The organism is Actinomadura opuntiae, from assembly GCF_030283205.1.
In the GTDB taxonomy this organism is placed as follows: domain Bacteria; phylum Actinomycetota; class Actinomycetes; order Streptosporangiales; family Streptosporangiaceae; genus Spirillospora.
The window spans coordinates 433,528-458,767 of the sequence record NZ_JASNWF010000006.1; the positions used below are offsets into that span (position 1 = coordinate 433,528).

At 72.5% G+C, this 25,240-nt stretch carries 24 protein-coding genes; 13 read left to right on the top strand and 11 right to left on the bottom strand.

Going from position 1 to position 25,240, the window contains the following annotated elements; all coding sequences use genetic code 11:
* Nucleotides 1–7: 7 nt before the first annotated feature.
* Nucleotides 8–1,234 carry a threonine ammonia-lyase gene (gene ilvA, locus QP089_RS15750; RefSeq protein WP_285912335.1) on the top strand — a complete coding sequence of 409 codons (1,227 nt, stop codon included), beginning with the start codon at nt 8–10 and terminating at the stop codon, nt 1,232–1,234.
* Nucleotides 1,235–1,443: 209 nt separating this feature from the next.
* On the opposite strand, the gene QP089_RS15755 is transcribed toward ilvA, so the two are convergent.
* From QP089_RS15755 to hppD, 5 genes are all read right to left on the bottom strand, one after another.
* The gene (locus QP089_RS15755; protein WP_285912336.1) at nt 1,444–2,871 is read right to left on the bottom strand and encodes a M1 family metallopeptidase; all 1,428 of its coding nucleotides are present in this window, start codon (nt 2,869–2,871) and stop codon (nt 1,444–1,446) included.
* Between the two features lie 305 nt (nt 2,872–3,176).
* Nucleotides 3,177–4,766 carry a M1 family metallopeptidase gene (locus QP089_RS15760; RefSeq protein ID WP_285912401.1) on the bottom strand — a complete coding sequence of 530 codons (1,590 nt, stop codon included), beginning with the start codon at nt 4,764–4,766 and terminating at the stop codon, nt 3,177–3,179.
* An 80-nt stretch (nt 4,767–4,846) separates the two neighbouring features.
* Entirely contained in the window at nt 4,847–5,644 is a 798-nt protein-coding gene (locus QP089_RS15765) for an RDD family protein (protein WP_285912337.1), read from the bottom strand.
* Nucleotides 5,645–5,747: 103 nt separating this feature from the next.
* Entirely contained in the window at nt 5,748–6,722 is a 975-nt protein-coding gene (locus tag QP089_RS15770) for an RDD family protein (protein WP_285912338.1), read from the bottom strand.
* Between the two features lie 106 nt (nt 6,723–6,828).
* Nucleotides 6,829–7,920 carry a 4-hydroxyphenylpyruvate dioxygenase gene (gene hppD / locus QP089_RS15775; RefSeq protein ID WP_285912339.1) on the bottom strand — a complete coding sequence of 364 codons (1,092 nt, stop codon included), beginning with the start codon at nt 7,918–7,920 and terminating at the stop codon, nt 6,829–6,831.
* Nucleotides 7,921–8,048: 128 nt separating this feature from the next.
* On the opposite strand from hppD, the gene QP089_RS15780 reads away from it, so the two are divergent.
* Nucleotides 8,049–8,561 (top strand): Lrp/AsnC family transcriptional regulator, encoded by a 513-nt coding sequence (locus tag QP089_RS15780; protein WP_285912340.1) that lies wholly within the window; start codon nt 8,049–8,051, stop codon nt 8,559–8,561.
* An 85-nt stretch (nt 8,562–8,646) separates the two neighbouring features.
* Here the strand turns inward: QP089_RS15780 and greA are convergent, their stop codons facing one another.
* Together greA and QP089_RS15790 are read right to left on the bottom strand one after the other, a co-directional pair.
* Nucleotides 8,647–9,144, bottom strand: coding sequence for a transcription elongation factor GreA (gene greA, locus QP089_RS15785; protein ID WP_285912341.1), 498 nt, complete (start codon nt 9,142–9,144; stop codon nt 8,647–8,649).
* Between the two features lie 199 nt (nt 9,145–9,343).
* The gene (locus tag QP089_RS15790) at nt 9,344–9,727 is read right to left on the bottom strand and encodes a DUF4307 domain-containing protein (protein ID WP_285912342.1); all 384 of its coding nucleotides are present in this window, start codon (nt 9,725–9,727) and stop codon (nt 9,344–9,346) included.
* Nucleotides 9,728–9,916: 189 nt separating this feature from the next.
* Here QP089_RS15790 and mca point away from each other — a divergent pair, with 189 nt between their 5' ends.
* The 4 genes from mca to QP089_RS15810 are packed head-to-tail and all read left to right on the top strand — an operon-like array spanning nt 9,917 to nt 13,231.
* The gene (gene mca / locus QP089_RS15795; RefSeq protein ID WP_285912402.1) at nt 9,917–10,780 is read left to right on the top strand and encodes a mycothiol conjugate amidase Mca; all 864 of its coding nucleotides are present in this window, start codon (nt 9,917–9,919) and stop codon (nt 10,778–10,780) included.
* Nucleotides 10,771–11,040 (top strand): hypothetical protein, encoded by a 270-nt coding sequence (locus QP089_RS15800; protein WP_285912343.1) that lies wholly within the window; start codon nt 10,771–10,773, stop codon nt 11,038–11,040. The genes mca and QP089_RS15800 overlap by 10 nt, the downstream gene beginning before the upstream one ends.
* A gap of 32 nt (nt 11,041–11,072) precedes the next feature.
* Nucleotides 11,073–12,347: a low temperature requirement protein A gene (locus QP089_RS15805; protein ID WP_285912344.1), complete on the top strand. Its 1,275-nt coding sequence runs from the start codon at nt 11,073–11,075 to the stop codon at nt 12,345–12,347.
* Between the two features lie 41 nt (nt 12,348–12,388).
* Entirely contained in the window at nt 12,389–13,231 is an 843-nt protein-coding gene (locus QP089_RS15810) for a tetratricopeptide repeat protein (protein ID WP_285912345.1), read from the top strand.
* A 25-nt stretch (nt 13,232–13,256) separates the two neighbouring features.
* On the opposite strand, the gene QP089_RS15815 is transcribed toward QP089_RS15810, so the two are convergent.
* Nucleotides 13,257–13,733: a pyridoxamine 5'-phosphate oxidase family protein gene (locus QP089_RS15815; protein ID WP_285912346.1), complete on the bottom strand. Its 477-nt coding sequence runs from the start codon at nt 13,731–13,733 to the stop codon at nt 13,257–13,259.
* A gap of 85 nt (nt 13,734–13,818) precedes the next feature.
* On the opposite strand from QP089_RS15815, the gene QP089_RS15820 reads away from it, so the two are divergent.
* Together QP089_RS15820 and QP089_RS15825 are read left to right on the top strand one after the other, a co-directional pair.
* Complete coding sequence (locus QP089_RS15820; protein WP_285912348.1) at nt 13,819–14,772, top strand: ribonuclease Z; 954 nt, start codon at nt 13,819–13,821, stop codon at nt 14,770–14,772.
* Nucleotides 14,773–14,803: 31 nt separating this feature from the next.
* The gene (locus QP089_RS15825; RefSeq protein WP_285912349.1) at nt 14,804–16,162 is read left to right on the top strand and encodes a dihydrolipoyl dehydrogenase family protein; all 1,359 of its coding nucleotides are present in this window, start codon (nt 14,804–14,806) and stop codon (nt 16,160–16,162) included.
* 37 nt (nt 16,163–16,199) lie between these two features.
* Here the strand turns inward: QP089_RS15825 and QP089_RS15830 are convergent, their stop codons facing one another.
* Nucleotides 16,200–17,099, bottom strand: coding sequence for a class I SAM-dependent methyltransferase (locus tag QP089_RS15830; protein WP_285912350.1), 900 nt, complete (start codon nt 17,097–17,099; stop codon nt 16,200–16,202).
* 191 nt (nt 17,100–17,290) lie between these two features.
* Here QP089_RS15830 and QP089_RS15835 point away from each other — a divergent pair, with 191 nt between their 5' ends.
* Together QP089_RS15835 and QP089_RS15840 are read left to right on the top strand one after the other, a co-directional pair.
* Entirely contained in the window at nt 17,291–19,276 is a 1,986-nt protein-coding gene (locus tag QP089_RS15835) for a thioredoxin domain-containing protein (RefSeq protein ID WP_285912351.1), read from the top strand.
* Nucleotides 19,277–19,469: 193 nt separating this feature from the next.
* A complete protein-coding gene (locus tag QP089_RS15840; RefSeq protein ID WP_285912352.1) occupies nt 19,470–20,651 on the top strand; it encodes a C40 family peptidase in 1,182 nt (393 codons plus the stop codon).
* A gap of 24 nt (nt 20,652–20,675) precedes the next feature.
* On the opposite strand, the gene QP089_RS15845 is transcribed toward QP089_RS15840, so the two are convergent.
* Complete coding sequence (locus tag QP089_RS15845; RefSeq protein WP_285912353.1) at nt 20,676–21,317, bottom strand: acyl-CoA-like ligand-binding transcription factor; 642 nt, start codon at nt 21,315–21,317, stop codon at nt 20,676–20,678.
* Nucleotides 21,298–22,830 carry an MFS transporter gene (locus QP089_RS15850; RefSeq protein WP_285912354.1) on the bottom strand — a complete coding sequence of 511 codons (1,533 nt, stop codon included), beginning with the start codon at nt 22,828–22,830 and terminating at the stop codon, nt 21,298–21,300. The genes QP089_RS15845 and QP089_RS15850 overlap by 20 nt, the downstream gene beginning before the upstream one ends.
* A gap of 115 nt (nt 22,831–22,945) precedes the next feature.
* On the opposite strand from QP089_RS15850, the gene abmR reads away from it, so the two are divergent.
* The 3 genes from abmR (at nt 22,946) to QP089_RS15865 (ending at nt 25,163) form a co-directional block, all read left to right on the top strand.
* Nucleotides 22,946–23,467 (top strand): ATP-binding transcription factor AbmR, encoded by a 522-nt coding sequence (gene abmR / locus QP089_RS15855; protein WP_285912355.1) that lies wholly within the window; start codon nt 22,946–22,948, stop codon nt 23,465–23,467.
* A 120-nt stretch (nt 23,468–23,587) separates the two neighbouring features.
* Nucleotides 23,588–24,160: a hypothetical protein gene (locus QP089_RS15860; protein ID WP_285912356.1), complete on the top strand. Its 573-nt coding sequence runs from the start codon at nt 23,588–23,590 to the stop codon at nt 24,158–24,160.
* A 115-nt stretch (nt 24,161–24,275) separates the two neighbouring features.
* Nucleotides 24,276–25,163 (top strand): isoprenyl transferase, encoded by an 888-nt coding sequence (locus QP089_RS15865; RefSeq protein ID WP_285912357.1) that lies wholly within the window; start codon nt 24,276–24,278, stop codon nt 25,161–25,163.
* Nucleotides 25,164–25,240: the final 77 nt, after the last annotated feature.

Genomic DNA, 25,240 nt, shown 5'->3' on the forward strand with positions numbered 1-25,240 from the left:
TCGTGGGATGAGCACCGTCTCCGTCGACGACATCCGCGCCGCGCGCGACCTGCTCCGCGAGGTGGCGGTGCCCACCCCGCTGATCCCGTCCCGGGTCCTGTCGGAGCTGCTCGGCGGGCCGGTGCTGCTCAAGTGCGAGAACCTGCAGCGCACCGGCTCGTTCAAGATCCGCGGCGCGTACGTGCGGATCGCGCGGCTGAGCGACGCGGAGCGCGCCCGCGGCGTCGTGGCGGCCAGCGCCGGCAACCACGCGCAGGGCGTCGCGCTCGCCGCGTCCATGCTCGGCTGCGCGTCGACGGTGTTCATGCCGGTCGGCGCGCCGCTGCCGAAGATCGAGGCGACCAAGGGGTACGGCGCGCGGGTGCTGTTCCCCGGCCCGACCGTCGACGACTGCCTGGTCGCCGCGCAGAAGCACGCGGAGGAGACCGGCGCGGTCTTCATCCACCCGTTCGACCACCCGGACGTGGTCGCCGGGCAGGCCACGATCGGGCTGGAGATCCTGGAGCAGTGCCCGGACGTCGCGACCGTCGTCGGCGCGGTCGGCGGCGGCGGGCTGATGTCCGGCATCGCCGCGGCGCTCAAGGGCGCCGCGAAGGAGCTCGGCCGCGACACCGGCATCAAGGTCATCGGCGCGCAGGCCAAGCGGGCCGCGGCGTTCCCGCCCTCGCTGGCGGCGGGCCGCCCCACCCGCATCGAGCTCCAGCCGACCATGGCGGACGGCATCGCGGTCGGCTGCCCAGGCGACCTCACCTACGCCCTGGTCACCGACCTCGTCGACGCCGTCGTCACGGTCACCGAGGAGTCGATCTCGCAGGCGCTGCTGCTGTGCCTGGAGCGCGCCAAGCAGGTCGTCGAACCGGCGGGCGCCGCCGGGGTCGCGGCGCTGCTGGAGCACTCCTACGCGGTGAAACCGCCGGTCGTCGTGCTGCTGTCGGGCGGCAACATCGACCCGCTGCTGCTGTCGAAGGTGCTGCGGCACGGCCTGGCGGGCGCCGGCCGGTACCTGGTCGTCCGGTGCCGCCTCAAGGACCGCCCCGGCGCGCTCGTCACGCTGCTGAGCGAGCTCGCCGAGCTGGGCGTCAACGTGCTGGACGTCATGCACGAGCGCGTCGCCGCCCGCCTGCACGTCGAGGAGGCCGAGGTGCTGATGCACCTGGAGACCCGCGGCGCCGACCACTCCGAGGACGTCATCGGCCGCCTCCGCGAAAAGGGCTACACCCTGACGCTGAGTTGATTGCATCGCCCTCGGCGTCAGGCGCTGGAGCGCCTTCCTTCAACGGGCGATGCGGCGATCGCTGCATCGCTCCGACTCGCTAGCGCTCGCTGCGCGATCAGGTTCTCGCTCCGCTCGAACCTGGCTTCGCTCGCGATCGCAACGCCCATGTCGTGGGTGGTCGTTCGGGCTTGCGGCGAGGGAGCTTCGCTCCCTCGCCGCTGCGCTCGTCAGAGGGCGGGCTTGCCTTCGGAGTAGAGCCACTTGGCGGCCCAGTCGTCCAGGTTCTTGTGCGAGATCTTCTCGGCGAACGCGACGAACTCCTTCGTCGAGGCGTTGCCGTAGCGGTGGCTGGTGGGCCACGCCTTCAGCAGCTTGTAGAACGCCTTGTCGCCGATCGTCTTGCGCAGGACGTGGATGGCCATCGCGCCGCGGTCGTAGACCAGGCCGTCGAAGATGTGGTCGCGGCCCGGGTCGGCGACCTTGCCCTTCCACAGGTCGTCGCTCGCGGGCGTGGCGTAGTCGGCGTTGAAGCTCTCCTGGACGGGCTTGCCGGTGAACTTCTCGTAGTACAGCCACTCGGAGTACGTCGCGAAGCCCTCGTTGAGCCAGATGTCGGCCCAGCGCTTGGGCGACACCGCGTCGCCGAACCACTGGTGGCCGAGCTCGTGCGCGAGCAGGTCGCCGCTCGGGATCGCGCCCGGGTGGCGGCCGAGGTCGTACACCGGGCGGCCCTGGGTCTCCAGCGCGTACCCGACGCCCGCCTTCACCGTGATGCCGCCGGTGGAGGTGAACGGGTAGCGGCCGTAGATCCCGGACTCGAAGTCCACGACCTGCGCGGTCTGCTGGTTGAACTTCTTGGCGTCCGCAGCGGAGATGCCCATCGCACGGTCGGTCGCGGTCAGGTTGGGGACGCCGCCCTTGGTGCGCCCGTTGACCACGTCGTACTTGCCGAACGCGACCATGGCCAGCTCGCTGGCCATCGGGTCGCGCACCTCCCAGCGGGTGGTGGTGAGCCCGCCGGTGGTGCGCCTGCGGGTCAGGTCGCCGTTGGCCAGCGTGGTGAGGTCCTTCGGCGCGGTGAGGGTGAAGGAGTACGTCGCCTTGTCGGTCGGGTGGTCGTTCACCGGGTAGACGGTGGCGGCGCCGATCGGCTGGTTCAGCATGATCCCGCCGTCGGCCGTCGGGATCCACCCGGAGACGCCCAGCGCCGGGTCGTTGATCGTCTGCGGGACGCCGGAGTACACGGCCCGGACCTGGAAGCGGCGGTGCTCGCGCAGCCCCTTCCGCGGCGTGATCACCAGCTCCTGCGTCCCGGTCCGCTTATAGGACGCCGGGTGCCCGTCCACGGTCAGCGACGAGATCTTCAACGGGCCCTGGAAGTCCAGGTCGAACCGCGACAGGTCCTGCGTGGCCCGCGCGGTGACCGTGGTGACGGCCTGGATCGCCTTCGACTTCGGGTCGTAGCGCAGCGCGATGTCGTAGTGGGCGACGTCGTAGCCGCCGTTGCCCATGTCCGGGAAATAGGGGTCGCCCGCGCCGGGAGAGCCCGGGGTGAACCGTACGGCGTCCGCGCCGGCGGGGGCCGCCACCGACACCAGGAGGCCCGCCGCGGCGCCGAGCGCCACGGCCGCCAGAGCTCTGGGGGATCTGCTCATCGACCTCGTCCTCGAGTGAGACGACACAAGTGGATCAAGAATTTCCTGTGCCGCGGCGGTGTTCAAGCGCGTTTCCATCTCGAATTCGTCGCCCGGGCACGGATTTCGCGGCGGAACCGGAACGGGGGCCGGCGGAGCGGGCTGTGGACAAGGCGCCGCCGCCCGCCGCTCCGGCGCGACGACCCGGCCCCGGACCGCCCGTACGGCGGGCGGTCCGGAAGGTCCGTTCACTGCTGGACGGTGCCGTACGGGCGCCCGGCCGGGCGGGAGGACCGGCCGGTCTTTCCGAGACCCTTACCGTTCCTTCACCGTGCCGGGCGGCCCTTCTTGTACAGCCAGGCGTCGAAGAAGGCGTCCAGGCTCTTGCCGGAGACCCGGTCGGCCGTCGCGATGAACTGCTTCGTCGTCCCGGTGGAGTACTTGCGGTCCTTGGTCCAGGTCTGGAGCAGCCGGTAGAAGGCGTCCTCGCCGATCCGGTCGCGCAGCGCGACCAGCGTCATGCCGCCCCGGTCGTACACCGAGCGCCCGAACATCTGGCGGCGGCCCGGGTTGCCCGGCGGGACGTTCCACAGCTCGCCGGCCGACGCGTCGCGGTACCGCTCCTCGAACTGCTCCTTGACGCTCGGCCCGCCGGACTTCTCGCCCCACAGCCACTCCGCGTACGTCGCGAAGCCCTCGTTCAGCCAGATGTCCTGCCAGCGGCCGACGCTCACGCTGTCGCCGAACCACTGGTGCGACAGCTCGTGCGCCACGACCGTCGGCTGGAGCCCGAACGCCCCGTACACCGGGCGGGTCTGGGTCTCCAGCGCGAAGTCGACCTGCGCGTTGTCGATCAGCCCGCCGGCCGAGTCGAACGGGTACGGGCCGAACAGCTTGGACCACTGGTCGATGACGTCGGCGTTCAGCTTGGCGAACGCGTCCACGTTCACGCCCGGCACGCTCGGGTCGACCGCGGTGATGACCGGGACGCCGTTCGCGGTCTTGCCCGTCCGGACCGCGAACCGGCCGACGTCGACCGTCGCGAGGTAGGTCGCCATCGGCTCCTTGACGTGCCAGGTCGTGGTGGTCGCCGCGCGGTGGTCGGCGGCCGGGACGACCGACGGGCCGCCGCCGTTCGGCGCTCCGCCGCCGGGCGGGCCCCCGCCGGGCCCGCCGGGCAGGCCGGGCAGGCCGGGGGCGCCGCCGCCCTCCGAGCCCGTGACGGGCGTCGTCGGCTCGCCGTTGGCGATCGCCGTCAGCCCCTGCGGCACCGTGACCTCGAAGTCGAACGTGGCCTTGTCGCTCGGATGGTCGTTGGCCGGGAACCAGGTGTGCGCGCCGCTCGGCTCGCAGGCGACGAACACCCCGTCGGACGTGCGGACCCACCCGTAGGTGCCGAGGATCGGGTCGGAGATGGTGTGCGGCGTCCCGGAGTACTTGACGACCGTGGTGAACTTCGCGCCCTTGGGCAGCTCCTTGGCCGGAGTGACCTCGAGCTCGCTGCCGGCCCGCTGCTGCCGCGCGGGCTTGCCGTTCACGGTGATGGACGACACGGTCAGCCCGGTCAGGTCCAGGTTGAAGCGGCCGAGCTGCTCCCCGGCCGTCGCGGTGATCGTCGCCGTGGCGTCCAGCTGGGTGGAGGCGTCCGGGGTGATGTTCAGCTTCAGGTGGTAGTTCTGCACGTCGTAGCCGCCGTTCCCGTCGCCGGGGACGTACGGGTCGCCGGCGGTCGTCGGCCCGGCCGGGCCCGCGGCGGCGGACCCGGCCGGCGACTGCCCGGACTCCGAGCCGTCGTCGCCGCCGATCGTGACGTGGCAGGCGGTCAGCGAGCCCGCGACGGCGAGCGCGGCCAGCCCGGCGGCGCCGCGGAGCGCGCGGCCCGGCCCGCGGCGGGGACTGGGGGAGTATCCGGCCATATGCACGCCGCCCAGCCTGCCCGTGCCGGGCCGTGCCGGGCAACTCCGGTACGTCCCGCGGTACGTCCTGCGGTACGTCCTCAGCGGTGGGTGTACGGGTCGGGCAGGTGCGGGGCCGCCTGGACGACGACCGTCCGCGCGACCTTGTCGTGCAGCGCCTGCTTGCGCGGGTCCCACAGGATCCACAGCACGTCGATGAGCCCGATGCAGCCGCAGATGCCGCCGAGGACGGTGTAGAACGCCGCCCGGCCCGCCGCCTGCCCGGTCGTGACCGCCAGGCCGTCCTCCTGCCGGACGACCCGGATCTTCAGCAGCTTCTTGCCGAGCGTCTGGCCCCACTTGGCCGTCATCAGCCAGAAGTAGACGAAGCTCAGCACCACGCTGATCGCGTTGGTGCCGACGCGGGCGCCGTCGTACATGGAGCCGTTGTTGTGGAACACGTTGCCCCAGTTGACGAACGGCAGCGAGATCAGCGCGACGACGATCCCGATGAGGATGCCGTCGATGATGGCGGCGCCGAGGCGCGCCCAGCGGCTCGCCAGCCCGGCGGCCGGGTCGGCGTAATCGCCCTGGCCGCCCTGGTACCTGGGCAGCCCTCCCGCGGGGTCGCCGTAGCCGGGCTGCTGGCCGTACCCCGGCTGCTCGCCGTACTGCTGCCCGTATTGCTGTCCGTACTGCTGCTGCTCGCCGTAGCCGGGCTGGTCGTAACCGGACTGACCGTAACCGGGTTGGCCGTATCCGGGTTGGCCTTGTCCCGGCTGCTCGCCGTACGGTTGCTGCCCGCCGTACGGCGGACCGCCATAGGGTCCGGGCTGCTGGCCGTGGGGCCGGTTCTCCGGCTGGTCCCCGGACGGGGGGTCATTGGGCGGTTGCGTCATGCCTGAGAGGTTCGCCGCGCCGCGTCCGTCCAAACCTCGCCGCCGCCGCGGGCGCCGGATTGTTTACCGCGAGGATGATCGAGGGTTGCTCCGGACGCCGGAATCAGGTACGGGCGTACGGATCGGGCGCCCACGCCGGTGCCCGCACCACGACCGTCCCCGCCACCATGTCGTGGACGGCCTGCCGGTCGCGGTCCCACAGGATCCACGCGTCGTCGAGCATCACGATGAGCCCGAACAGGCCGCCGAACGGCACCAGGAGGTTCAGCACCGTCGTGAGGATCGCGCCGAGGTAGATGAACGCCTGCCGGACGACGATCTGCCCCCAGCCCGCGGCCGTGTGGTCGCCGGCCCGCACCACCCGGATCCCGACCGCGCGCTTGCCGAGCGTCTGCCCCCATCTGGCGTGCTGCACCGTGTAGTAGGCGAAGCCGAGCAGGACCACGACGACGTAGCCTGCGAACAAGCGGTGGAGGTTGTAGGCGTCCAGCGGGTTCTCGAGCGGCCGCCCGCTGTCGGCCGCCTCCCGCAGCCGGTCCCAGCGGATGGAGAACAGCAGGACCGGCAGCCCGAAGATCCCGACGATGAGGTTGTCGAGGAGCCCGGCCACGAACCGCAGCCCGCGGCCTGCCGGGGCGTCCGCCTCCCCGGGACCGAAAGGCGGAGGACCGTAACCGCCCTGCGCGTAACCGCCCTGCCCGTAGGGGCCGTAGCCGGGCGGTGTTTGCGCGGGCGGAGCCTGCCCGTACGGCGCCTGCGGCCCGTAGGGAGCCTGGCCATATCCGGCCTGGCCGGATCCGGGCGGCGGGCCGTATCCGGGGGCGGGAGTGGCGCCGGGCGGGGGCGCGAACACGGGCCGCCGCGCTCCGGCGGGCGCGCCGTACGCCCCCTGGTACGGCGGCGGCCGGTCGTCGGCCGGCTCCGCCGGTGCGGGGACGTCCGGCCGGGCGCCCTCCGCCGCCTTCGCGGGCGGCGGGGACGCCGCGTCGGGCGAGGCCCAGCCCCGGTCGGACGGCTCCGGGCTCGGCGCCGCCCCGGGTTCCTCGGGCGGCTCGGCGTTCTGCGGCGGTTCGGTCATGGGGCCACAGTGTGCCCGCCCGCGCCGCCGTCCGCCCGCCCGGACCCTGACCGGCCCTGGACACCGCCGTCCCCGGGCCGGTCAAGCCGCGCGGCGCGGCGGAGCGTCACAGGTTGCCGCGGCGCTCCTGCTCGCGCTCGATCGCCTCGAACAGCGCCTTGAAGTTGCCCTTGCCGAAACCGAGCGACCCGTGCCGCTCGATCAGCTCGAAGAACACCGTCGGACGGTCCTGCACCGGCTTGGTGAAGATCTGCAGCAGGTAGCCGTCCTCGTCCCGGTCGACCAGGATGCGGCGCTTCTGCAGCTCCTCGATCGGCACCCGCACCTGCCCGATGCGCTCGCGCAGCTCGGCGTCCTCGTAGTAGGAGTCGGGGCTGTCCAGGAACTCCACGCCGGCCGCGCGCATCCGGTCCACCGAGGCCAGGATGTCGTTGGTGGCCAGCGCGATGTGCTGCACGCCCGGCCCGCCGTAGAACTCCAGGTACTCGTCGATCTGCGACTTGCGCCTGCTCTCGGCCGGCTCGTTCAGCGGGAACTTCACCTTCCGGGTGCCGTCCGCGACGACCTTCGACATCAGCGCCGAGTACTCCGTCGCGATGTCGTCGCCGACGAACTCGGCCATGTCGGTGAAGCCCATGACGCGGTGGTAGAACTCGGCCCACTCGTCCATGCGCTCGACGTTGCCGACGCAGTGGTCGATCGCCTGGAAGAACCGCTTGTCCTGCGGCTCGACGATCGGGTCGGCGGCCTCGAAGCCCGGCAGGTACGGGCCGCTGTAGTTGGAGCGGTCGACCAGCGAGTGCCGCGTCTCGCCGTAGGTGGCGATCGCCGCGATCGTCACCTTGCCGTGCTCGTCCTCCAGGACGTGCGGCTCCTCGACGCCCGTCGCGCCCCTGGCGAGCGCGTGCCGGTAGGCGTGCTCGACGTCCGGCACCTCGATCGCCAGGTCCACGACCCCGTCGCCGTGCTCGGCGATGTGCCGGCCGATCGCGGTGCCCGCCTTCACCGGGCCGCGGAACACGAACCGGGCGCCGCCCGACTCCAGCACGTGCACCGCCTCGTCCGGGCTGCCGTTCTCCGGGCCGCGGTAGGCGACCCGGCGCATCCCGAAGGCGGTCGAGTAGTAGTGCGCCGCCTGCTTGGCGTTGCCGACGGCGAAGACGACGGCGTCCATGCCCTTGACCGGAAACTCATCCATGCCCACTAATCTGGACATGCGGCTACAAGGTGCGCAAGAGTCGTCGAAATCACTGCACAATCTGTACAGTATTCGCAGCGGACGACCGGTCGCTCTGTACAGCGTGACCAGGACCACACGGAGGACCCGTGCCCATCGACGAGCTGGACGGCCGGCTGATCGAGATGTTCACCGCCGAGCCCCGCGTCGGGGTGCTGGAGGCGTCCCGCCGCCTCGGCGTCGCCCGCGGCACCGTCCAGGCCCGCCTGGACCGGCTGTCGCGCGACGGCGTCATCGCCGGCTTCGGCCCCGAGATCGACCCGGCCGCGCTCGGCTACGGCGTCACCGCGTTCGTCACGCTGCAGCTGCGGCAGGCCGGCGGGCACGACCCCGTCGCCCGCCGCCTGGCCCAGGTGCCCGAGGTGATCGAGGCGCACACCATCACCGGCGCCGGCGACATGCTCTGCCGCATCGTCGCGCGCAGCAACGCCGACCTGCAGCGCGTCATCGACGTGCTCGTGGACGTGGCGGGCGTCGAGCGCGCCTCCTCGGTGATCTCCCTCGCCACCCAGATCCCCTACCGCACCCTCCCCCTCGTGCGAAAGGTGTCCTCGGGAGCGCGATCCGGCTCCCGAGAACACCTAGGGCAACGCGATTCTTGAACCCGGCCGGACGACTGCCTCAGCGTTGCGATCGCGCAGCGAGGCCCCCAGGGCCCGACCGCCGAGGGCAATGCAATGAATACTTTCAGCCGCCGTAGGGGGTCGCGTCGAGGATCTCGACGGTCATGCTGCGCCCGTTGGGCAGCGAGTAGGTGGCCTTCTCGCCGACCTTCTTGCCGTTGATCGCAGCGCCGAGCGGCGACTTCGGCGAGTAGACGTCTATGGGGGCGCCGACCTCCTCGCGGGAGGCGAGCAGGAACGTGACCTCCTCGTCGTCGCCCTCGAAGGTGACCGTGACGGTCATGCCGGGACCGACGACGCCCTCGGTGCGCGGCGCCTCGCCCACGCGCGCGTTCTCCAGGATGCCCTGAAGCTGGAGGATCCGGCCCTCGATCTTGCCCTGCTCCTCCTTGGCCGCGTGGTAGCCGCCGTTCTCGCGCAGGTCCCCTTCCTCCCGCGCCGCCTCGATCTTCTGAGCGATCTCGATGCGGCCCGGGCCCGACAGGTGGTCCAGCTCGGACTTGAGCCGGTCGTACGCCTCCTGGGTCAGCCAGGTGACGTTGTCAGCGCGGGTCTCGGTCACGGGTACTCCTCATCCACATGTTGCGATCCTCGCCGGCCCTCCCGGGCGGGCGCCACATCGACATGAAGTGCGGCCGGGTGAAACCTCAAGCCTATCCGGTGTGTGCGGGTAAAGGTTCCCTGAACTCGGCGTGTGCAACCGGCCAATCGGGTTTCACCCGCCGAACGGACGATCCGGGCGTCTACCCCCCGGACGGCCCTCAGACCTTGCGGCAGTCCCGCAGGTCGGCGCTGGTCGCCCGGCCCGGCGTCGGCAGCGTCTCCGACAGGGCCGCCCTCGACGTCCCGGCCGGCGCGGTCACGTCCTTCTTCGCGATCGCGGCCATGTTCTCGTCGAAGGCCGTCAACGTGCAGTGCACCACGTCCCCCTTCGGCTTGGCGATCGAGAAGTTCACCTCGATGGAGGCCGGCCCCGCGTCGTAGGTGATCAGCTGCGCGTCGATGCCGGGAGTCTGCCCGACGTGCGCGGCGATGAACCCGAAGCCGCCCGCGGCGACCGCGCACACGATCCCGATGACCACCAGGCCGAGCCTGCCGCGCCGTGGCCCGGGGGGCGCCGCTGCTTCCGACACGCTCGTTGTCATGGCGGGGAATCTCCGTGCGGGGTGGGGACGTTGTCAGGGACAATTCTCGTCTGTGGGCGCGGGCGCCTCGAACCGGGGTGCCCCCTGCCGCCACGCATCCGTTGCTGAGAGGGAGATCCCCAGGTGTCCGAGGTCATCGACGATACGACATGCGCCGGACCGGACGGGGGCGCGCGGCCGCTGCGCCTGATGGCGGTGCACGCCCACCCCGACGACGAGTCCAGCAAGGGCGCGGCCACGATGGCCCGGTACGTCGCCGAGGGCGTGGAGGTGCTGGTCGTCACCTGCACCGGCGGCGAGCGCGGCGACATCCTGAACCCGGCGATGGACCGCCCGGAGGTCAAGGCCGACATCGGCAAGGTGCGCGAGGCGGAGATGGCCCGGGCCCGCGAGATCCTCGGCGTCCGCCAGCACTGGCTCGGCTTCGTCGACTCCGGCTTCCCCGAGGGCGACCCGCTGCCGCCGCTGCCCGAGGGCTGCTTCGCGCTGGAGCCGCTGGAGACCGCGAGCGAGCCGCTGGTGCGCGCCGTCCGCGAGTTCCGCCCGCACGTGATGCTGACCTACGACGAGAAGGGCGGCTACCCCCACCCCGACCACGTCAAGTGCCACGAGGTGTCGGTGGAGGCGTTCGAGGCCGCCGGAGACCCCGAGCGCTACCCGGACGCGGGCGAGCCGTGGCAGCCGCTCAAGCTCTACTACCACATGACCTTCAGCAAGGACCGCATCCTCGCGCTGCACACCGCGATGGAGAAGGCGGGCCTCGAGTCGCCGTACCACGAGTGGATCGAGCGGTTCGAGGAGGAGCGGGACAGGCGCGCGAAGTGGGAGGTCACCACGCGGGTCCCGTGCGCGGAGTACTTCGAGACCCGCGACCGCGCCCTGCTGGCGCACGCGACCCAGATCGACCCGAACGGGTTCTGGTTCCGCGTCCCGCTGGACGTCCAGCGCGAGGCATGGCCGACCGAGGACTACCATTTGGCCAGGTCCCTGGTCGACACCGAGGTGCCGGAGGGCGACCTGTTCGCCGGCATCCGGGAGAAGGTGTGTCTCTAGTGCTTCCGCTCGCCGCCGTGATGAACAAGGCCATCCCGCTCAACAACGACACGGTCAGCCCCGGCCTGCTCGGCTTCGGGGTCTTCCTGGCGCTGCTGGTCGCGCTGGTGTTCCTCGTCCGCTCGATGAACAAGCAGATGAAGAAGATCCAGGCGCCCCGGGAGGCCGACCTGAAGCAGCAGGAGTGGGAGCGGGCGCAGGCCGCCAGGGCCGCCGCGGCCGCCGAGAAGGCGGGCGACGAGCCCTCCGGCTCGGCCTGAGCCCGGCGCCCGGGCCCGGCCGGCATCCCCCCATGAGCGACGCGCAGCCCGAGCACGCCGCCCCCGCCGCGCGGCCGTCCAGGGTCACCGCCCTGCTGCGGCCGCGCGGCGGGGCGGCGCGGGTCACCTTCTTCGAGCTGTTCTTCGACCTGGTCTTCGTCTTCGCGGTCACCCAGCTGTCGCACCGGCTGCTGGAGCACCTCACCGCCCGCGGCGCAGCCGAGACGCTGCTGCTCCTGCTGGCGGTCTGGTGGGCGTGGATGTACACCTGCTGGACGACCAACTGGTTCGACCCCGACCATCCGGCGATCCGGCTGATGCTGGTCGGGGTGATGATCGCCGGGCTGTTCATGGCGGCGATGCTGCCCGGCGCGTTCGGGCACAACGGGATGTGGTTCGCCGCCGCCTACGTGGTCATCCAGGTCGGCCGGACGGTCTTCGTCGTCGCCGCGACCTGGAACCACGAGCTCGGCCGCAACTTCCAGCGGGTGCTGTTCTGGCTGGTGGTGGCGGCCGCCCTGTGGATCGGCGGCGCGCTGGTGGACGACCCGGGCGCCCGCGCCGGGCTGTGGCTGCTGGCCGTCGCGCTGGAGTACCTGGCCCCGTGGCACGGGTACGCGACGCCGCTGCTCGGCCGGTCCAGCACCGCCGAATGGACGATCGACGGCGGCCACATGGCCGAGCGCTGCCAGCTGTTCATCATCATCGCGCTGGGCGAGTCGGTGCTGGTCACGGGCGCGACGCTGGGCGGGCACACGCCGACGGCCGGGGTCGCGGCCGGGTTCGTGTCGGCCTTCGCCGGCGCGGTCGCGCTGTGGTGGATCTACTTCGACCACACCGCCGAGAAGGCCGCCGAGCGGATCGCCTCGTCCGCCGACCCGGGGCGGCTCGGCCGGTCCGCCTACACCTTCATCCACATCGTGATGGTCGCGGGCATCATCGTCGGCGCCGTCGCCGACGAACTGGTGATGGCGCACCCCGGCGGCCACATGACGGCCGGTTTCGCCGCCGTCGCGGCCGGCGGCCCGGCCCTGTTCGTCTTCGGGCACGCGCTGTTCAAGCGGGCCGTGTTCGGCGAGTTCACCCGGGCCCGCCTCACGGTGCTGCTCGCCCTCGCCGGGCTGGCCGCGATCTCCTTCGCGCTGACCCCGCTGACGCTGCACATCTGCGCGACGGTCGTGGTGGCCGCGCTGGCGCTGTGGGACGTGCGCGCCTACCGGCTGAGCCACCGCGACCTCGGAGTCCCCGCGATGCCGTCCGCTCCGCTCCGCGAGGCGGAGCCGCAGGAGCCGCTGGCCGAGCGCTGAGCCCGCCGGTTGCGGTGCCGCGCGCCGGGAAGGACCCCGGCGTGCGCGCGAAATTCGAGGACTCCTACCGGGCGCTCCCGCCGGACGCCGCCCGGCTGCTCCGGCTGCTGGGCCTGCAGCCCGGTGACGACTTCGGTCCCGCCGCGGCGGCCGTCCTCGCCGAGATCCCGGAGGGCGCCGCCCGCGAACTGCTCGGGACGCTCGCCGAGCACGGCCTGGTCGCCGACGCGGGCGGCGGCCGGTACCGGCTGCCCGGCGCCGTCGGCGACTACGCGCGCGAACTGGCCGTCCGGGAGGAGACCGAGCAGGAGCGGGAGGCCGCGTTGCACCGCGTCCTGGACCACTACCTCGCTGGCGCCGCCTCCGGCGAGGCCGACCTTGAGGTTGAGGGCCTGGCGCTGCTGCACCGCGAACGCTGGACGGAGGCCGCCGAGGCGCTCGAGGAGGGGCTGCGGCTGGCCGAGCGGAACGGTGACCGCCGCACGGTCCTGCTGGCCCGCCACAACCTGGCCCGCGCGCTGGTGGAGACCGGCGCTCTCGACCGCGCCATCGAACTGCTGGGCCCGCTTCCCGACGAGTTCGCCGCGCTCTCCGACGACCACGACCGGGCCCGCGCCCTGACCACTCTCGGCGAGGCGTACCTGCGGGCGGGCCGTCCGGTCGCCGCGACCAACTTCTTCGGGCAGGCGCTGGAGATCGTCCGGGGGGAGGAGTCCGCGGAGCAGGAGGGCGACGCCTTCGTGCACATAGCCGACGCAGCCCATCAGCGCGGAGACACCGCAGCCGAGAGCGCCGCCCTGGACCGCGCGATCGCCCTCTACCAAGAGGTCCCCACCCGCAAAGCCGACCAACTAGAGCACCGCCGCAACAACCTCAACCCCTGACCCACCCAACCGCCAGGGGCGGTGCCTAAGACTTCCTGTGGTCCCAGCTGACGATGGTGTCGGGGTCCATGACGATGAGGACGCGCTTGGACATCGCCTGTTCGATGCCGGCGGCCATGCCGGGGTCGATGGGTTCGCCGATCTTCGGGACGGGCAGGCCCGCCATCCGGGAGCCGACGACGTAGCCGACCTTGTGCAGTTCGTCGCGGTCCTCGATGACGAGGCCGCGGCCGTAGAGGGCGACGCCGCGCAGTTCGTTGTACTCGACGCCGTCCTCGACGAGGCAGGTCATCGTGGGGTTGCGGCGCAGGTTCACGACCTTCTGCGACGAGTGGTACGTGGTGAACGCGATCTTGCCGTCGAGGAGCGCGTAGAACATGGTGACCAGGTGGGGCTCGCCGTCCTTGCCGACGGTGGCGACCTGGACCTTGAAGTTGGCGGCGAGGTAGGCGTCGACCTCGTCCGGGGTCATCTTGATCCTGTCGCGCTTGCTTGCGGCCACGCGGCTCTCCTCTGCTCGCATCGGTCCAGGACGCGGCCAGAATAACCAAGCGCTTGCAACGCTCTTCACCCGGCACCATGGAGGGATGTCGGTCCGCGATCTGATCGTCCTCGGCTCCGCCAGCGCGGTGCCCACCAAGGCCCGCAACCACAACGGCTATCTGCTGCGCTGGGACGGCCACGGGCTGCTGTTCGACCCCGGTGAGGGGACGCAGCGGCAGATGGCGCGCGCCGGGGTCTCCGCGAACGACGTGACGTGGATCTGCGTGACGCACTTCCACGGCGACCACTGCCTCGGCGTCCCCGGGATCGTGCAGCGGATCGCGCGCGACGGGGTGGAGCACCCGGTCGACGCGGTGTTCCCGGCCAGCGGCCTGCCGTACTGGGAGCGGCTGCGGCACGCGTCGGCGTTCCGGGACACCGAGGTCATCCGCGAACGCCCGGTGGCGGGGGAGCGGGCGGCCCTCGACACCGGCGAGGCGCCGTTCTCGCTGGTCGCGCGGCGGTTGTCGCATCCGGTGGAGGCGTACGGGTACCGGCTGGAGGAGCCGGACGGGGTGACGATGCTGCCCGACCGTCTCGCCGAGCGGGGCGTGCGCGGCCCGCTGGTGCGCGAACTGCAGGAGCGCGGCCGCGTGACGGCGCCCGGCGGCCGCACGGTGACGCTGGAGGAGTGCAGCATGCCGCGTCCGGGGCAGAAGGTCGCGTTCGTGATGGACACCCGGCTCTGCGACGGCGTCGGGGAACTGGCGGACGGCGTCGACATGCTGGTCATCGAGTCGACGTTCCTGGACCAGGACGCCGCGCTGGCCGCCGAGTACGGGCACCTCACGGCGGGGCAGGCGGGCCGGGTCGCGAAGGAGGGCGGCGTGCGGCACCTGGTCCTGACGCACTTCTCCGAGCGGTACCGCGTCGAGGACGAGCACCGCTTCCGCGACGAGGCCGCCGCGGTGTTCGGCGGCGGGGTCTCGCTGGTCCACGATCTGGACCGGATCCCGCTGCCGTCCCGGCGGTCCGCGAAACCTCGTCCGCCACAGTGACACGGCGCCGCAACGGGGCAGAACACCGGACATGGCTGAAGAAGTCGATGTCGTCGTGATCGGTCTCGGGCCCGGCGGGGAGGACGCGGCGGGCAGGCTGGCCGAGGCGGGCCTGTCCGTGGCGGCCGTGGAATCCCGGCTGGTGGGCGGGGAGTGCCCGTACTACGCGTGCGTCCCGACGAAGATGATGGTGCGCGCCGCGGGCCTGCTCGCCGACGGCACCCGCATACCCGGGATGGCCGGCGACTCGATCATCCGGCCGGACTGGGCCCCGGTCGCCGCCCGGATCTGCGACGAGGCGACCGACTCGTGGAACGACGCGGCCGCCGCCGACCGGCTCACCGGAAGGGGCGCGCAGCTCGTGCGCGGCGAGGGACGTATCACCGCGCCGCGCGAGGTGACCGTCGGGGACCGGGTGTTCCAGGCCCGCCGCGGCATCCTGATCAACACCGGCACCTCGCCAACCGCCCCGCCGATCGACGGCCTCGCCGACGTCCCGTTCTGGACGAACCGGGAGGCCGTGCAGGCCACCGAGGTGCCGGAATCGTTGCTGGTGCTGGGCGGCGGCGTCGTCGGCGTGGAGATGGCGCAGGTCTTCTCCCGCTTCGACAGCCGGGTGACGGTCGTGGAGGCGTCCGACCGGCTGCTGCTGAACGAGGAGCCGGAGGCGAGCGAGCTGCTGCGCACGGTCTTCGAGCGCGAGGGCATCGGCGTGCGGACGGGCGCGAAGGTCACCGGCGCGTCCTATGCCGGCGGCGAGTTCCACCTCCACCTCGGCGAGGAGACCCTGACCGCCGACCGGCTGCTCGTCGCGGCCGGCCGCCGCCCCAACCTCAAGGGCCTCGGCCTGGACGCCGTCGGCCTGGACGAGGACGCGCGGCACCTCGACGTGGACGGCCGCATGCGCGCCGCCGACGGCGTCTGGGCGATCGGCGACATCACCGGCAAGGGCGCGTTCACGCACGTGTCGATGTACCAGGCGTCCGTCGCCGTCCGCGACATCCTCGGCGAGGAGGGCCCGCAGGCCGCCTACCGGGCCGTCCCGCGCGTGACGTTCACCGACCCGGAGATCGCCGCGGTGGGCCTCACCGAGGCGCAGGCCCGCGACCAGAACCTGCCGGTCCGCACCGGGACCGCCCAGATCCCCGAGTCGACGCGCGGCTGGATCCACAAGACGGGCAACGACGGGTTCGTCAAGCTGGTGGAGAGCACCGAGTGGGGGATCCTGGTCGGCGCCACCGCGGTGGGCCCGGCCGGAGGGGAGATCCTCGGCGCGCTCGCCGTCGCCGTGCACACCGAGGCCCCCACCGCCGCCCTCCGCGAGATGATCTACGCCTATCCGACCTTCCACCGCACGATCGAGTCCGCCCTCGCCGCGCTCGACGGCTAGCGCCGGACGGCCGCGCTCGACGACTGGCGCCGGAAGGCTAGCGCCCGGAGGGGCGCTTGCGGCGCATCGCCCGGGGCAGCGCGGTGGCGGCCCGGCCGACCTTGAAGCTGACCGAGTTGCGGACCGAGTCGAGCTCGCGCTCCGCGCGGGCCCGCTGGTCCTCGATGCGGGCCAGGCGCTCCTTGAGCTCGCGCACCTGGTTCTTCTTCGGCTTCGGGGCGGGCTTGGCCTTGACGCGCACGAGCCGCCGCCCGGCGACCTCCTGCGTCTCGTGCCACAGGTCGTCCTGCTCGCCGAGCCACTCCAGCAGGTCGTCCTGGACGGGCTTCGGGTCGCCCCACGTCCCGTAGAACTTCTGCGGGGTGACGCAGACCGCGCGCAGGCCGTCGGCGGCCACCGCCTCCCAGACGGCGGCGGAGACGCCCGGGGTGTGCTCGGAGCGGTAGTCGTCGCAGACGAGGACGCCCTCGACGGGCAGCATGACGTGCGCGGCCTGGATGTCGCCGCGCACGTGCTCGTACAGGTGGGAGGCGTCCACGTGCACGAACCGGCAGCTCTCCGGCTGGACGTGGTCGAGGATCACCGAGGTGGGGGCCTGGACGATCCGCGGGAGGTCCTCGTGGAAGGCGCGGTAGTTGGCCTCGAACGCGGTCCGGGTCAGCGTGGCGTAGGACCCCTCCATCTCGGCCTGGTTGGAGTCGTCGGGCGCCTGCGAGTCGAACAGGTCGCACACGGTGAACGTCTCGCCGTCGCGCAGGTGGCGGCCGACGAGGATGGCGCTCTTGCCCAGGTAGGAACCGAGTTCCACCAGGTCGCCTGCCTGTTCGAGGCGTTCCTGGCGCTCCAGGAACCAGGTGAACAGCCGCTGGTCGACCTTGGGGAACCAGCCGTCGACGTCGTCGAGGGAAGCGGGGAGCGAGGGCCGGGATTCGATCATGTGTGATGCTCCAACATCATCGTGCGCGGGGAGCGGGGGCGCGAGGTGTGCGGATCGGCGCGGTCAGGGTCCGCGGGGGGAACGGACCGGTCAACGGCCGTCATCATAGGGGCGGCCCGCCGGTGGGCAACTCGCCGAAACGGGGCCGTCCGGGTCCGTGAACCGGCCGCCGGATCGGGCAGGATCGGGGCATGAACCGGCTCAAGGACGCGACCAGCCCGTACCTGCTGCAGCACGCCGCGAACCCGGTCGACTGGTGGGAGTGGAGCGACGAGGCCTTCGCCGAGGCGCGCAGGCGGGACGTCCCGGTACTCCTTTCCGTCGGATACGCCGCTTGCCACTGGTGCCATGTGATGGCCCACCAGTCCTTCGAGGACGGGGAGACCGCGCGGCTCATGAACGAGATGTTCGTGAGCGTCAAGGTGGACCGGGAGGAACGCCCCGACATCGACGCGGTCTACATGGAGGCCACGCAGGCGATGACCGGTCAGGGCGGGTGGCCGATGACCGTGTTCATGACGCCGGACGGGCACCCCTTCTACTGCGGAACGTACTTCCCCCGCCCCCAGTTCCAGGCGCTCCTGCAGGCCGTCCACAAGGCGTGGACGGAGCAGCGCGACGAGGTGGCCGCGCAGGGGCAGCAGGTCGTCGCGGCGCTGACGTCGCGGGGCGGCGGGCTCGCCGGTTCCGAGGTGCCGGGCGAGGAGCTGCTCGCGCACGCGGTGAAGGTGCTGGCGCAGTCCTACGACGCGGCGCGCGGCGGGTTCGGCGGGGCACCGAAGTTCCCGCCGTCGATGGCGCTGGAGTTCCTGCTGCGGCACCACGCGCGCACGGGCGACGCGGAGGCCCTCGCGATGGCGGGCCACACGCTGGAGGCGATGGCCCGGGGCGGGATGTACGACCAGCTGGGCGGCGGGTTCGCGCGCTACTCGGTGGACGCGCAGTGGGTCGTCCCGCACTTCGAGAAGATGCTGTACGACAACGCGCTGCTGGCGCGGGTGTACGCGCACTGGTGGCGGTTGACCGGTTCGCCGTTCGCGCGGCGCGTCGCGCTGGAGACGTGCGACTGGATGCTGCGCGACCTGCGGACCGCCGAGGGCGGCCTGGCGTCGGCGCTGGACGCCGAAAGCGAGGGCGTCGAGGGCAAGTACTACGTCTGGACGCCCGAGCAGCTGCGGGAGGTGCTCGGCGAGGACGACGGCGCGTACGCCGAGCGGCTGTTCGAGGTCACGGGCACGTTCGAGCACGGCACGTCGGTGCTGCAGCTGCTCGCCGATCCGGACGATCCCGAGCGGTACGAGCGTATCCGGACGCTGCTGCTGGAGGCCCGCTCCCACCGGGTGCCGCCGGCGCGCGACGACAAGGTCGTCGCGGCCTGGAACGGGCTGGCCGTCGCGGCGCTGGCCGAGTGCGGGGCGCTGTTCGACCGCCCCGACCTGGTCACCGCCGCCGAGGACGTCGCGCGGCTGATCATCGACGTGCACGAGAGCGGCGGGCGGCTCGCCCGCACCTCGCGGGACGGCGCCGCGGGCGCGAACGCCGGCGTCCTGGAGGACTACGCGGACGTGGCGGAGGGCCTGCTCGCGCTGCACGCCGTGACCGGCGACCCCGCGCACATGCGGCTGGCGGGCGAGCTGCTGAACACCGTCCTCGAACGGTTCGCGGACGGGGCGGGCGGCTTCTACGACACCGCCGACGACGCCGAGCGGCTGTTCCGGCGCCCGCAGGACCCGACCGACAACGCGACCCCGTCCGGGCAGTTCGCGGCGGCGGGCGCGCTGCTGTCGTTCGCGGCGCTGACCGGCTCGGACTGGCACCGGCAGGCGGCCGGGGCGGCGCTCGGCCCGGTCGCCCCGCTCGCGGCCGAGCACGCCCGGTTCGCCGGGTGGGGGCTCGCGGTCGCCGAGGCGCACGCGGCCGGGCCGGTGGAGATCGCGATCATCGGCGGGCGCGACGACGAGCGGACCAGGGCGCTGCACCAGACCGCGCTGATGTCGCCCGCGCCGGGCGCGGTGGTGAGCGTCGGCGAGCCCGGCGCGGAGGGCGTCCCGCTGCTGGAGGGCCGCGAGCCGGTTGACGGCGCGCCCGCCGCCTACGTCTGCCGGATGTTCGCCTGCCGCCTGCCGGTGACGACGCCGGCCGAGCTGACCCGCGAACTACGTGGGCAATTGGATTAGCCGTCCATTTTGTGGCAACGTGACCTTGCTCTCGTTCCGCCCTGGTGTTACCAATGGGTAGCGGAGACGGGGCCGACCCGATGGGGCACGGCGGGCCGGGGTGCCCGCCGGTGCGCCGGGTATCTGGACGGTTGCCGCTCCGCTGGGTCATAGTCATGGGAGCCGGGCAGGCCGACCTAAAAGGAGCGTGGCAGTGCGGAAGCCGAACCGCCGGATCCTACCGACGATCATCGGCGTTTCGGTCCTGACCACACTCGCCGCCAATACCGCGGTGCTCATCGCCCGCGGCCACGACGGCGATCCCGCGCCGTCCCCTCAGGAGAAGGACGCGCGCTACGTCGCCGCGTCCGGCAGCACCAGCCTGTCGCCCGGCGTGGTCGCCCCGCTCGGCAAGCGCCTCACCCCGCACGTGCTGGTCGCCGCGCCGTCCGCGCTGCCCGCCGCGACGGTGGAGAAGATCCGCCACGCCAAGGGCGTGAAGGGCGTCGAGGTCGTCGACGCGGTGCAGGGCATGGTCGCCGGCAAGCGCGTCGGCCTGATGGGCGTCGACCCGTCCACGTTCCGCAACTACACCCCGAAGCCGACCGCCCAGTCCGACGCCCTGTGGCGCAACGTGGCCTCCGGCGACGTCGCCATCTCCTTCACGATGGGCAGCGACGGCGGCGTCAAGCTCGGCAGCCAGGTGCCGGTCGGCGGCAAGCAGCACCAGTCGAACCTGCGCGTCGGCGCGTACGCGACGATGGGCGTCAGCGACGTCGACGCGGTCGTCTCGCACGCCACCGCGCAGGCCCTCGGCATGCCGACCGGCAACGCGATGCTGATCAGCGTCCCGAAGACCAAGCCGGCCGCCTTCGTCAAGAAGCTGAAGAAGGTGCTGCCCAAGCACGCCAGGGCCGTCGCGGTGAACCCGCAGCTCGACTTCCCGAAGGCCGGGTCCGGCAACGCGCCGACCTCGCACGGCCAGGTGATGACCGCAACCCAGGTGCAGACGGTGATCAAGGCCGCCTACACGCGGATCGGCTGGCCGTACGTGTGGGGCGGCGAGTCGGAGGCCGAGGGCGGCTACGACTGCTCCGGGCTGATGCAGTTCGCGTTCGCGCGGGCCGGCATCCGCCTGCCGCGCGTCGCCGCCGACCAGGCCCGCGTCGGCTGGGTCATCCCCTACAGCAAGGCCGTCCCCGGCGACATGCTGATCTGGGCCAACGACCCGACCGCGCCCGGCTACATCTCGCACATCGCCCTGTACATCGGCGACGGCAAGATGGTCGTCGCGCCCCGCACCGGCCTCGACGTCATGATCCAGAACGTCTACACCCGCAACCTCAAGGGCGCCGTCCGAGTAAGCCCCAAACTCGCCGCCCGTCTGGCCGGCTAACCCAGGGGGTCGCCCACCTGGGAATCACAGCGGGCAGCCGCGGGCCAGGAAGTCCAGGTTCTGGTCGATCAGGGCGGGGAGGTCTTCGAGGGTGGCGCGGCCGTCCATCCACTGGTAGAGCGCGGCCTGCATCACGCCGATGACCGCCCAGGTGAACGCCTGCACCTCCCGGTCGGCGGGCGGGCGGCCCACGCGGGCGCCGACGGCCTCGCTCAGCATCGCGGAGGTGCCCTCGCGCATCGACTCGAAGGTGCGGCTGCGCAGCGCCGGGACCTCGGCGGTCAGCCGCATCCGGGTCCTGATGACGTCCAGGTCGGTGGCGTACATCTGCGGCAGGATCTCGCGGAGCGTGGCGCGCAGTGCCTCGATGAGCGACGACTCCGCCGGCTGGTCGCGGAAGATCTCCGCCATGATCGGGTCGTACTCGTCGGTGACGACCACGTCCTCCTTGGTGGGGAAGTAGCGGAAGAACGTGCTCGGTGAGATCTCCGCGGCCGCGGCGATCTGCTCCACGGTGGTCGCGTCGTAGCCCTGCTCGGTGAAGAGCCGCAGGGCGTGGTCCTGGATCGCCCTGCGGGTCCTCAGCTTCTTGCGCTCCCTGAGCGGCAGCCGGGCGAGCCGGTCCTCCAGGCGGTCGAGGGCGTGCTCAGGGTGCGACGTGCTCATGCGTCGATTCTGGTTCATCGGCGGTGGCGTCCGCACTCTTGCGCCCCGGTTGGAAGAGCAGGAGGAGGACGGCGACGGCCAGTGCCCCGGCGGAGCAGGAGGCGAGCACCGCGTCCATCCCGTGCACGTAGGCGTCGCGGGCGGAGGCCAGCAGCCCGGCGTCGTGGAGCCTTCCGGCGACCGCGACGGCGCCGCCGACCGAGTCGTGCGCCGCGTCCGCCGCCTCGCCGGGCAGCCCTCCGGTCGCGACGCGGTCGCGGTAGACGGCCGACAGCAGGCTGCCGAGCCCCGCGACACCGAGGGTGCCGCCGGTCTGGCGGAGGGTCTGGACGAGCCCGGACCCGCGCCCGGCCTGGTCGGCGGGGAGCGCGGACATCAGCGAGTCCATCGCGGGGATGAGCGACAGGCCGCAGCCGAGCCCGATCAGCAGCAGCCACGGCACTATGGAGCCGTAGGAGTCGCCGGCGTCGGTGAACGCGCCCCAGCCGAGGCCCGCCGCGAGCACGGCGAGCCCGGTGACGATGACCGGCTTGTGGCCGGTGCGCGGGACGATCCGGTCGGTGGTGAGCCCGCCGGCCATCAGCCCGAGCAGCATGGGGATGAGCCGCAGCCCGGTGCCGAAGGCGTCGTTGCCGAGGACGGCCTGCAGGTACTGCGGGAACACGAACAGCAGCCCGCCCATGAGCAGGTTCGCGGCGATGGCGGCGACCATCGCCCAGGAGAAGCGGCCGTCGCGGAACAGCCGCACGTCCATCATCGGGTGGGCGGCGCGCCGCTCCCACAGCACGAACGCGGTCAGCAGGACCGCCGCGAGGGCGAGCACGGCGACCACGGACGGGTCGCCCCAGCCGCGCACGGGGGCCTCGATGATCCCGTAGACCAGGGCGGCGAGGCCGCCCATCGACAGCAGCGAGCCGGGGCCGTCCGCGCGGGGCGCCGCCGGGTCCCGGGTCTCGGGCATGGTGAACGCGAGCGCGACGCAGCCGACCACCACGATCGGCACGTTGAGCAGGAAGATCGAGCCCCACCAGAAGTGCTCCAGCAGCCAGCCGCCGAGCAGCGGGCCGAGCGGGAGCCCGAGCGCGGTCGCCGACGACCAGATCGCGACGGCCCGGGTGCGCTCGTGCGCCGGGAAGACCGCCGGGAGCATCGACATCGACAGCGGCGTGACGATCGCGGCGCCGAGGCCCATGAAGGCGCGGGCCGCGATGACCCCGCCGGTGCCGCCGGCCAGGGCGCCGCCGAGCGAGGCGGCGCCGAAGATCGCGAGCCCGGCCAGCAGCGTCCGCTTGCGGCCGAGGCGGTCGCCGAGCAGCCCGGCGGGGAGCAGCAGCGCGGCGAAGACCAGCAGGTAGGAGTCGACGATCCACTGGAGCTCGCTGGTGCTCGCGTGCAGCTTCTCCGAGATCGTGGTCAGCGCCACGTTCAGGATCGTCATGTCGAAGCCGAGCGCCAGCATGCACAGCGCGAGGGCGCCGAGCCCCCACCACCGCCGTTCGTGCCCCACTCTCATGACCGCCACCTCCAAATACAAGTCGATATGAAATGAGAGTAACTCCCAAAAGATGGTCCATGTCAATCGAGCTGGGGCCTGGTGATGCGAGGAGTGGCGCTGTAATTTTGATTACATGAATACGAGTGAAGCGGCGGACCGGCTGCGCGGCTGGTTCGCCGGGCGGCTGCCCGACGGCTGGTTCGAGGGCGCGCCCGAGGTCGTCGTCGACCGCGAGGAGGTCAGCGTGGTCGGCCGGCTGCCCGAGCCGGAGGCCGCGCGCGACGTCGCCGACGCCGAGCGCGACGCGCTGCTCGCCGGGCACGTCCAGCGGTTCCGCGCGGACACCCGCGACCAGCGCATCGCCATCGCGCGCGAGGCCGAGCACGCCTTCGGCCGCAAGGTCTCCTGGGGCGCCGAGTGCGGCGGCCACCGGGAGATGTTCACGACCCTGTCGGTGCCGGTCATGACCCGGCTCCGCCAGCCCGAGCGCCGCGTCCTGGACACCCTCGTCGAGGCCGGCGTCGCCCGCAGCCGCAGCGACGCGCTCGCCTGGTGCGTCCGGCTCGTCGGCAAGAACACCGACGAGTGGCTCGGCGAACTGCGCAGCGCCCTCGAGCACGTGGAGCGCGCCCGCGCCGCCGGCCCGCAGCCCTGACCCTCGGACGATCATTACGCGATCGCGACGTCCGCTGGGTGTGATCATGGTGCCGACCTGGCCTAATGTGCGGGGAAAGCGCGGATCGGCCGCGCCGCGACGCCGGGGGGAGGCACGGGGGTGCGGACGCTGCGCTGCCTGGACGGCTCGTTCCTGGACGTCGTGCCCGTCCCCTCGCTGGACCGCGGCGGCACCCCGTTCGAGGTGACCCTGGAGCTGCGCCGCGACGGCGCCGCCTTCGGCGCCGTGGGCGAGCGGTGCGGCTACTTCCTGGCCGACCTCGCCCGCCGGGTCGCCGCCGCCCGCGCCGACGGCTCGCCGCAGGCCGCCCGCTGGCCCGACCCCGACGACCGCTTCCCCGACCCGCCCGCGGGCGGCGGCGCCCGCGAACCCGAGCTGTTCGCCTTCCGCTACCGCGACCGCGGCGACGTGATCAGCACCGGCGAGCTGCGCTGCACGCTGCGCACCTCCTCCATCTGGGTCGGCCGCCAGCAGTCCGCCGCCGGACGGTGGCGGGTCGCGCGCCGGGCCGTCATCGAGGCGTGGGGCGCCGGCGGGCGGGGCGTGCGCGCCGTGCTCACCTCGGCCGACCTCGCCCGGTTCCTGGCCGCCGTGCTCGCCGACGCCGACCGCGCCGACCGCGCCGGGGCACCGGGGGCGCGGCGGGGCCGGGCCCTCCGACCTGCGCGCTAGCCTGACATCACCGGAACGGCGGGAAAAGTGTCGCCGTCGGGCCATAATTGAGCGTCCGTTCCCATCAGGGAGGATCGCTCGAAGGGATGCCCACATGGGGGTTCGGCGTACTGGGATGTCACGGCGCGACGAGGCCGCGAAGGGCGACGCCGAGGGCGGCGCGGCCCGGGGCGGCGGTGCGCGCCGCGGCCCCTCCGCCGGGAGCCGGCTGACCTCCGCGATCCGCCGCAGCGGGCCGTACGCGGCCGTCCGCGACGCCGTCTACCGCATGTACGAGCACCGCGTCGAGGCGTCCCTGCCGACCGACGTCACCCCCCGCCACGTCGGCGTCATCCTCGACGGGAACCGGCGCTGGGCCAGGTCGATGGGGCTGGCCGACGTCAACCACGGGCACCAGCGCGGCGCCGACAAGATCTCCGAGCTGCTGCAGTGGAGCACCGAGGCCGGGGTCGAGCACGTCACGCTCTGGCTGCTGTCCACCGACAACCTGAACCGTCCCGCGAACGAGCTCGAGCCGCTGCTGGAGATCATCGAGAACACCGTCCGGAACCTCGCCGACGAGGGCTGGCACGTCAAGCCCGTCGGCGCCCTCGACCTCCTGCCCGACAAGACCGCCCGTGTCCTGAAAGACGCGGGTGAGGCGACATCCGGCGCTCCCGGGCTGATTGTGAACGTCGCCGTTGGGTATGGAGGTAGGCGTGAGATCGCTGATGCGGTGCGCTCACTGCTCGTCGAGCAGGCGAGCCGTGGCACCAGCATCGAGGAACTCGCCGAGGTCCTCGAGGTGGAGCACATCGCCGAGCATCTCTACACGCGCGGCCAGCCGGACCCGGACCTGGTCATCCGCACCTCGGGGGAGCAGCGCCTGTCCGGCTTCATGCTCTGGCAGAGCGCCCACTCGGAATTCTACTTCTGCGAGGTCCACTGGCCGGACTTCCGCAAGGTCGACTTCCTGCGGGCGATGCGTTCCTACGCCGCGCGGCACCGGCGCTACGGTACCTGACGGTCCTCCTGCCGCCTCCATCGCAGGGACCACCGCCCCAGGCCGTCCCCCCACCGGGGTCGCCGGCCGTACGGGGG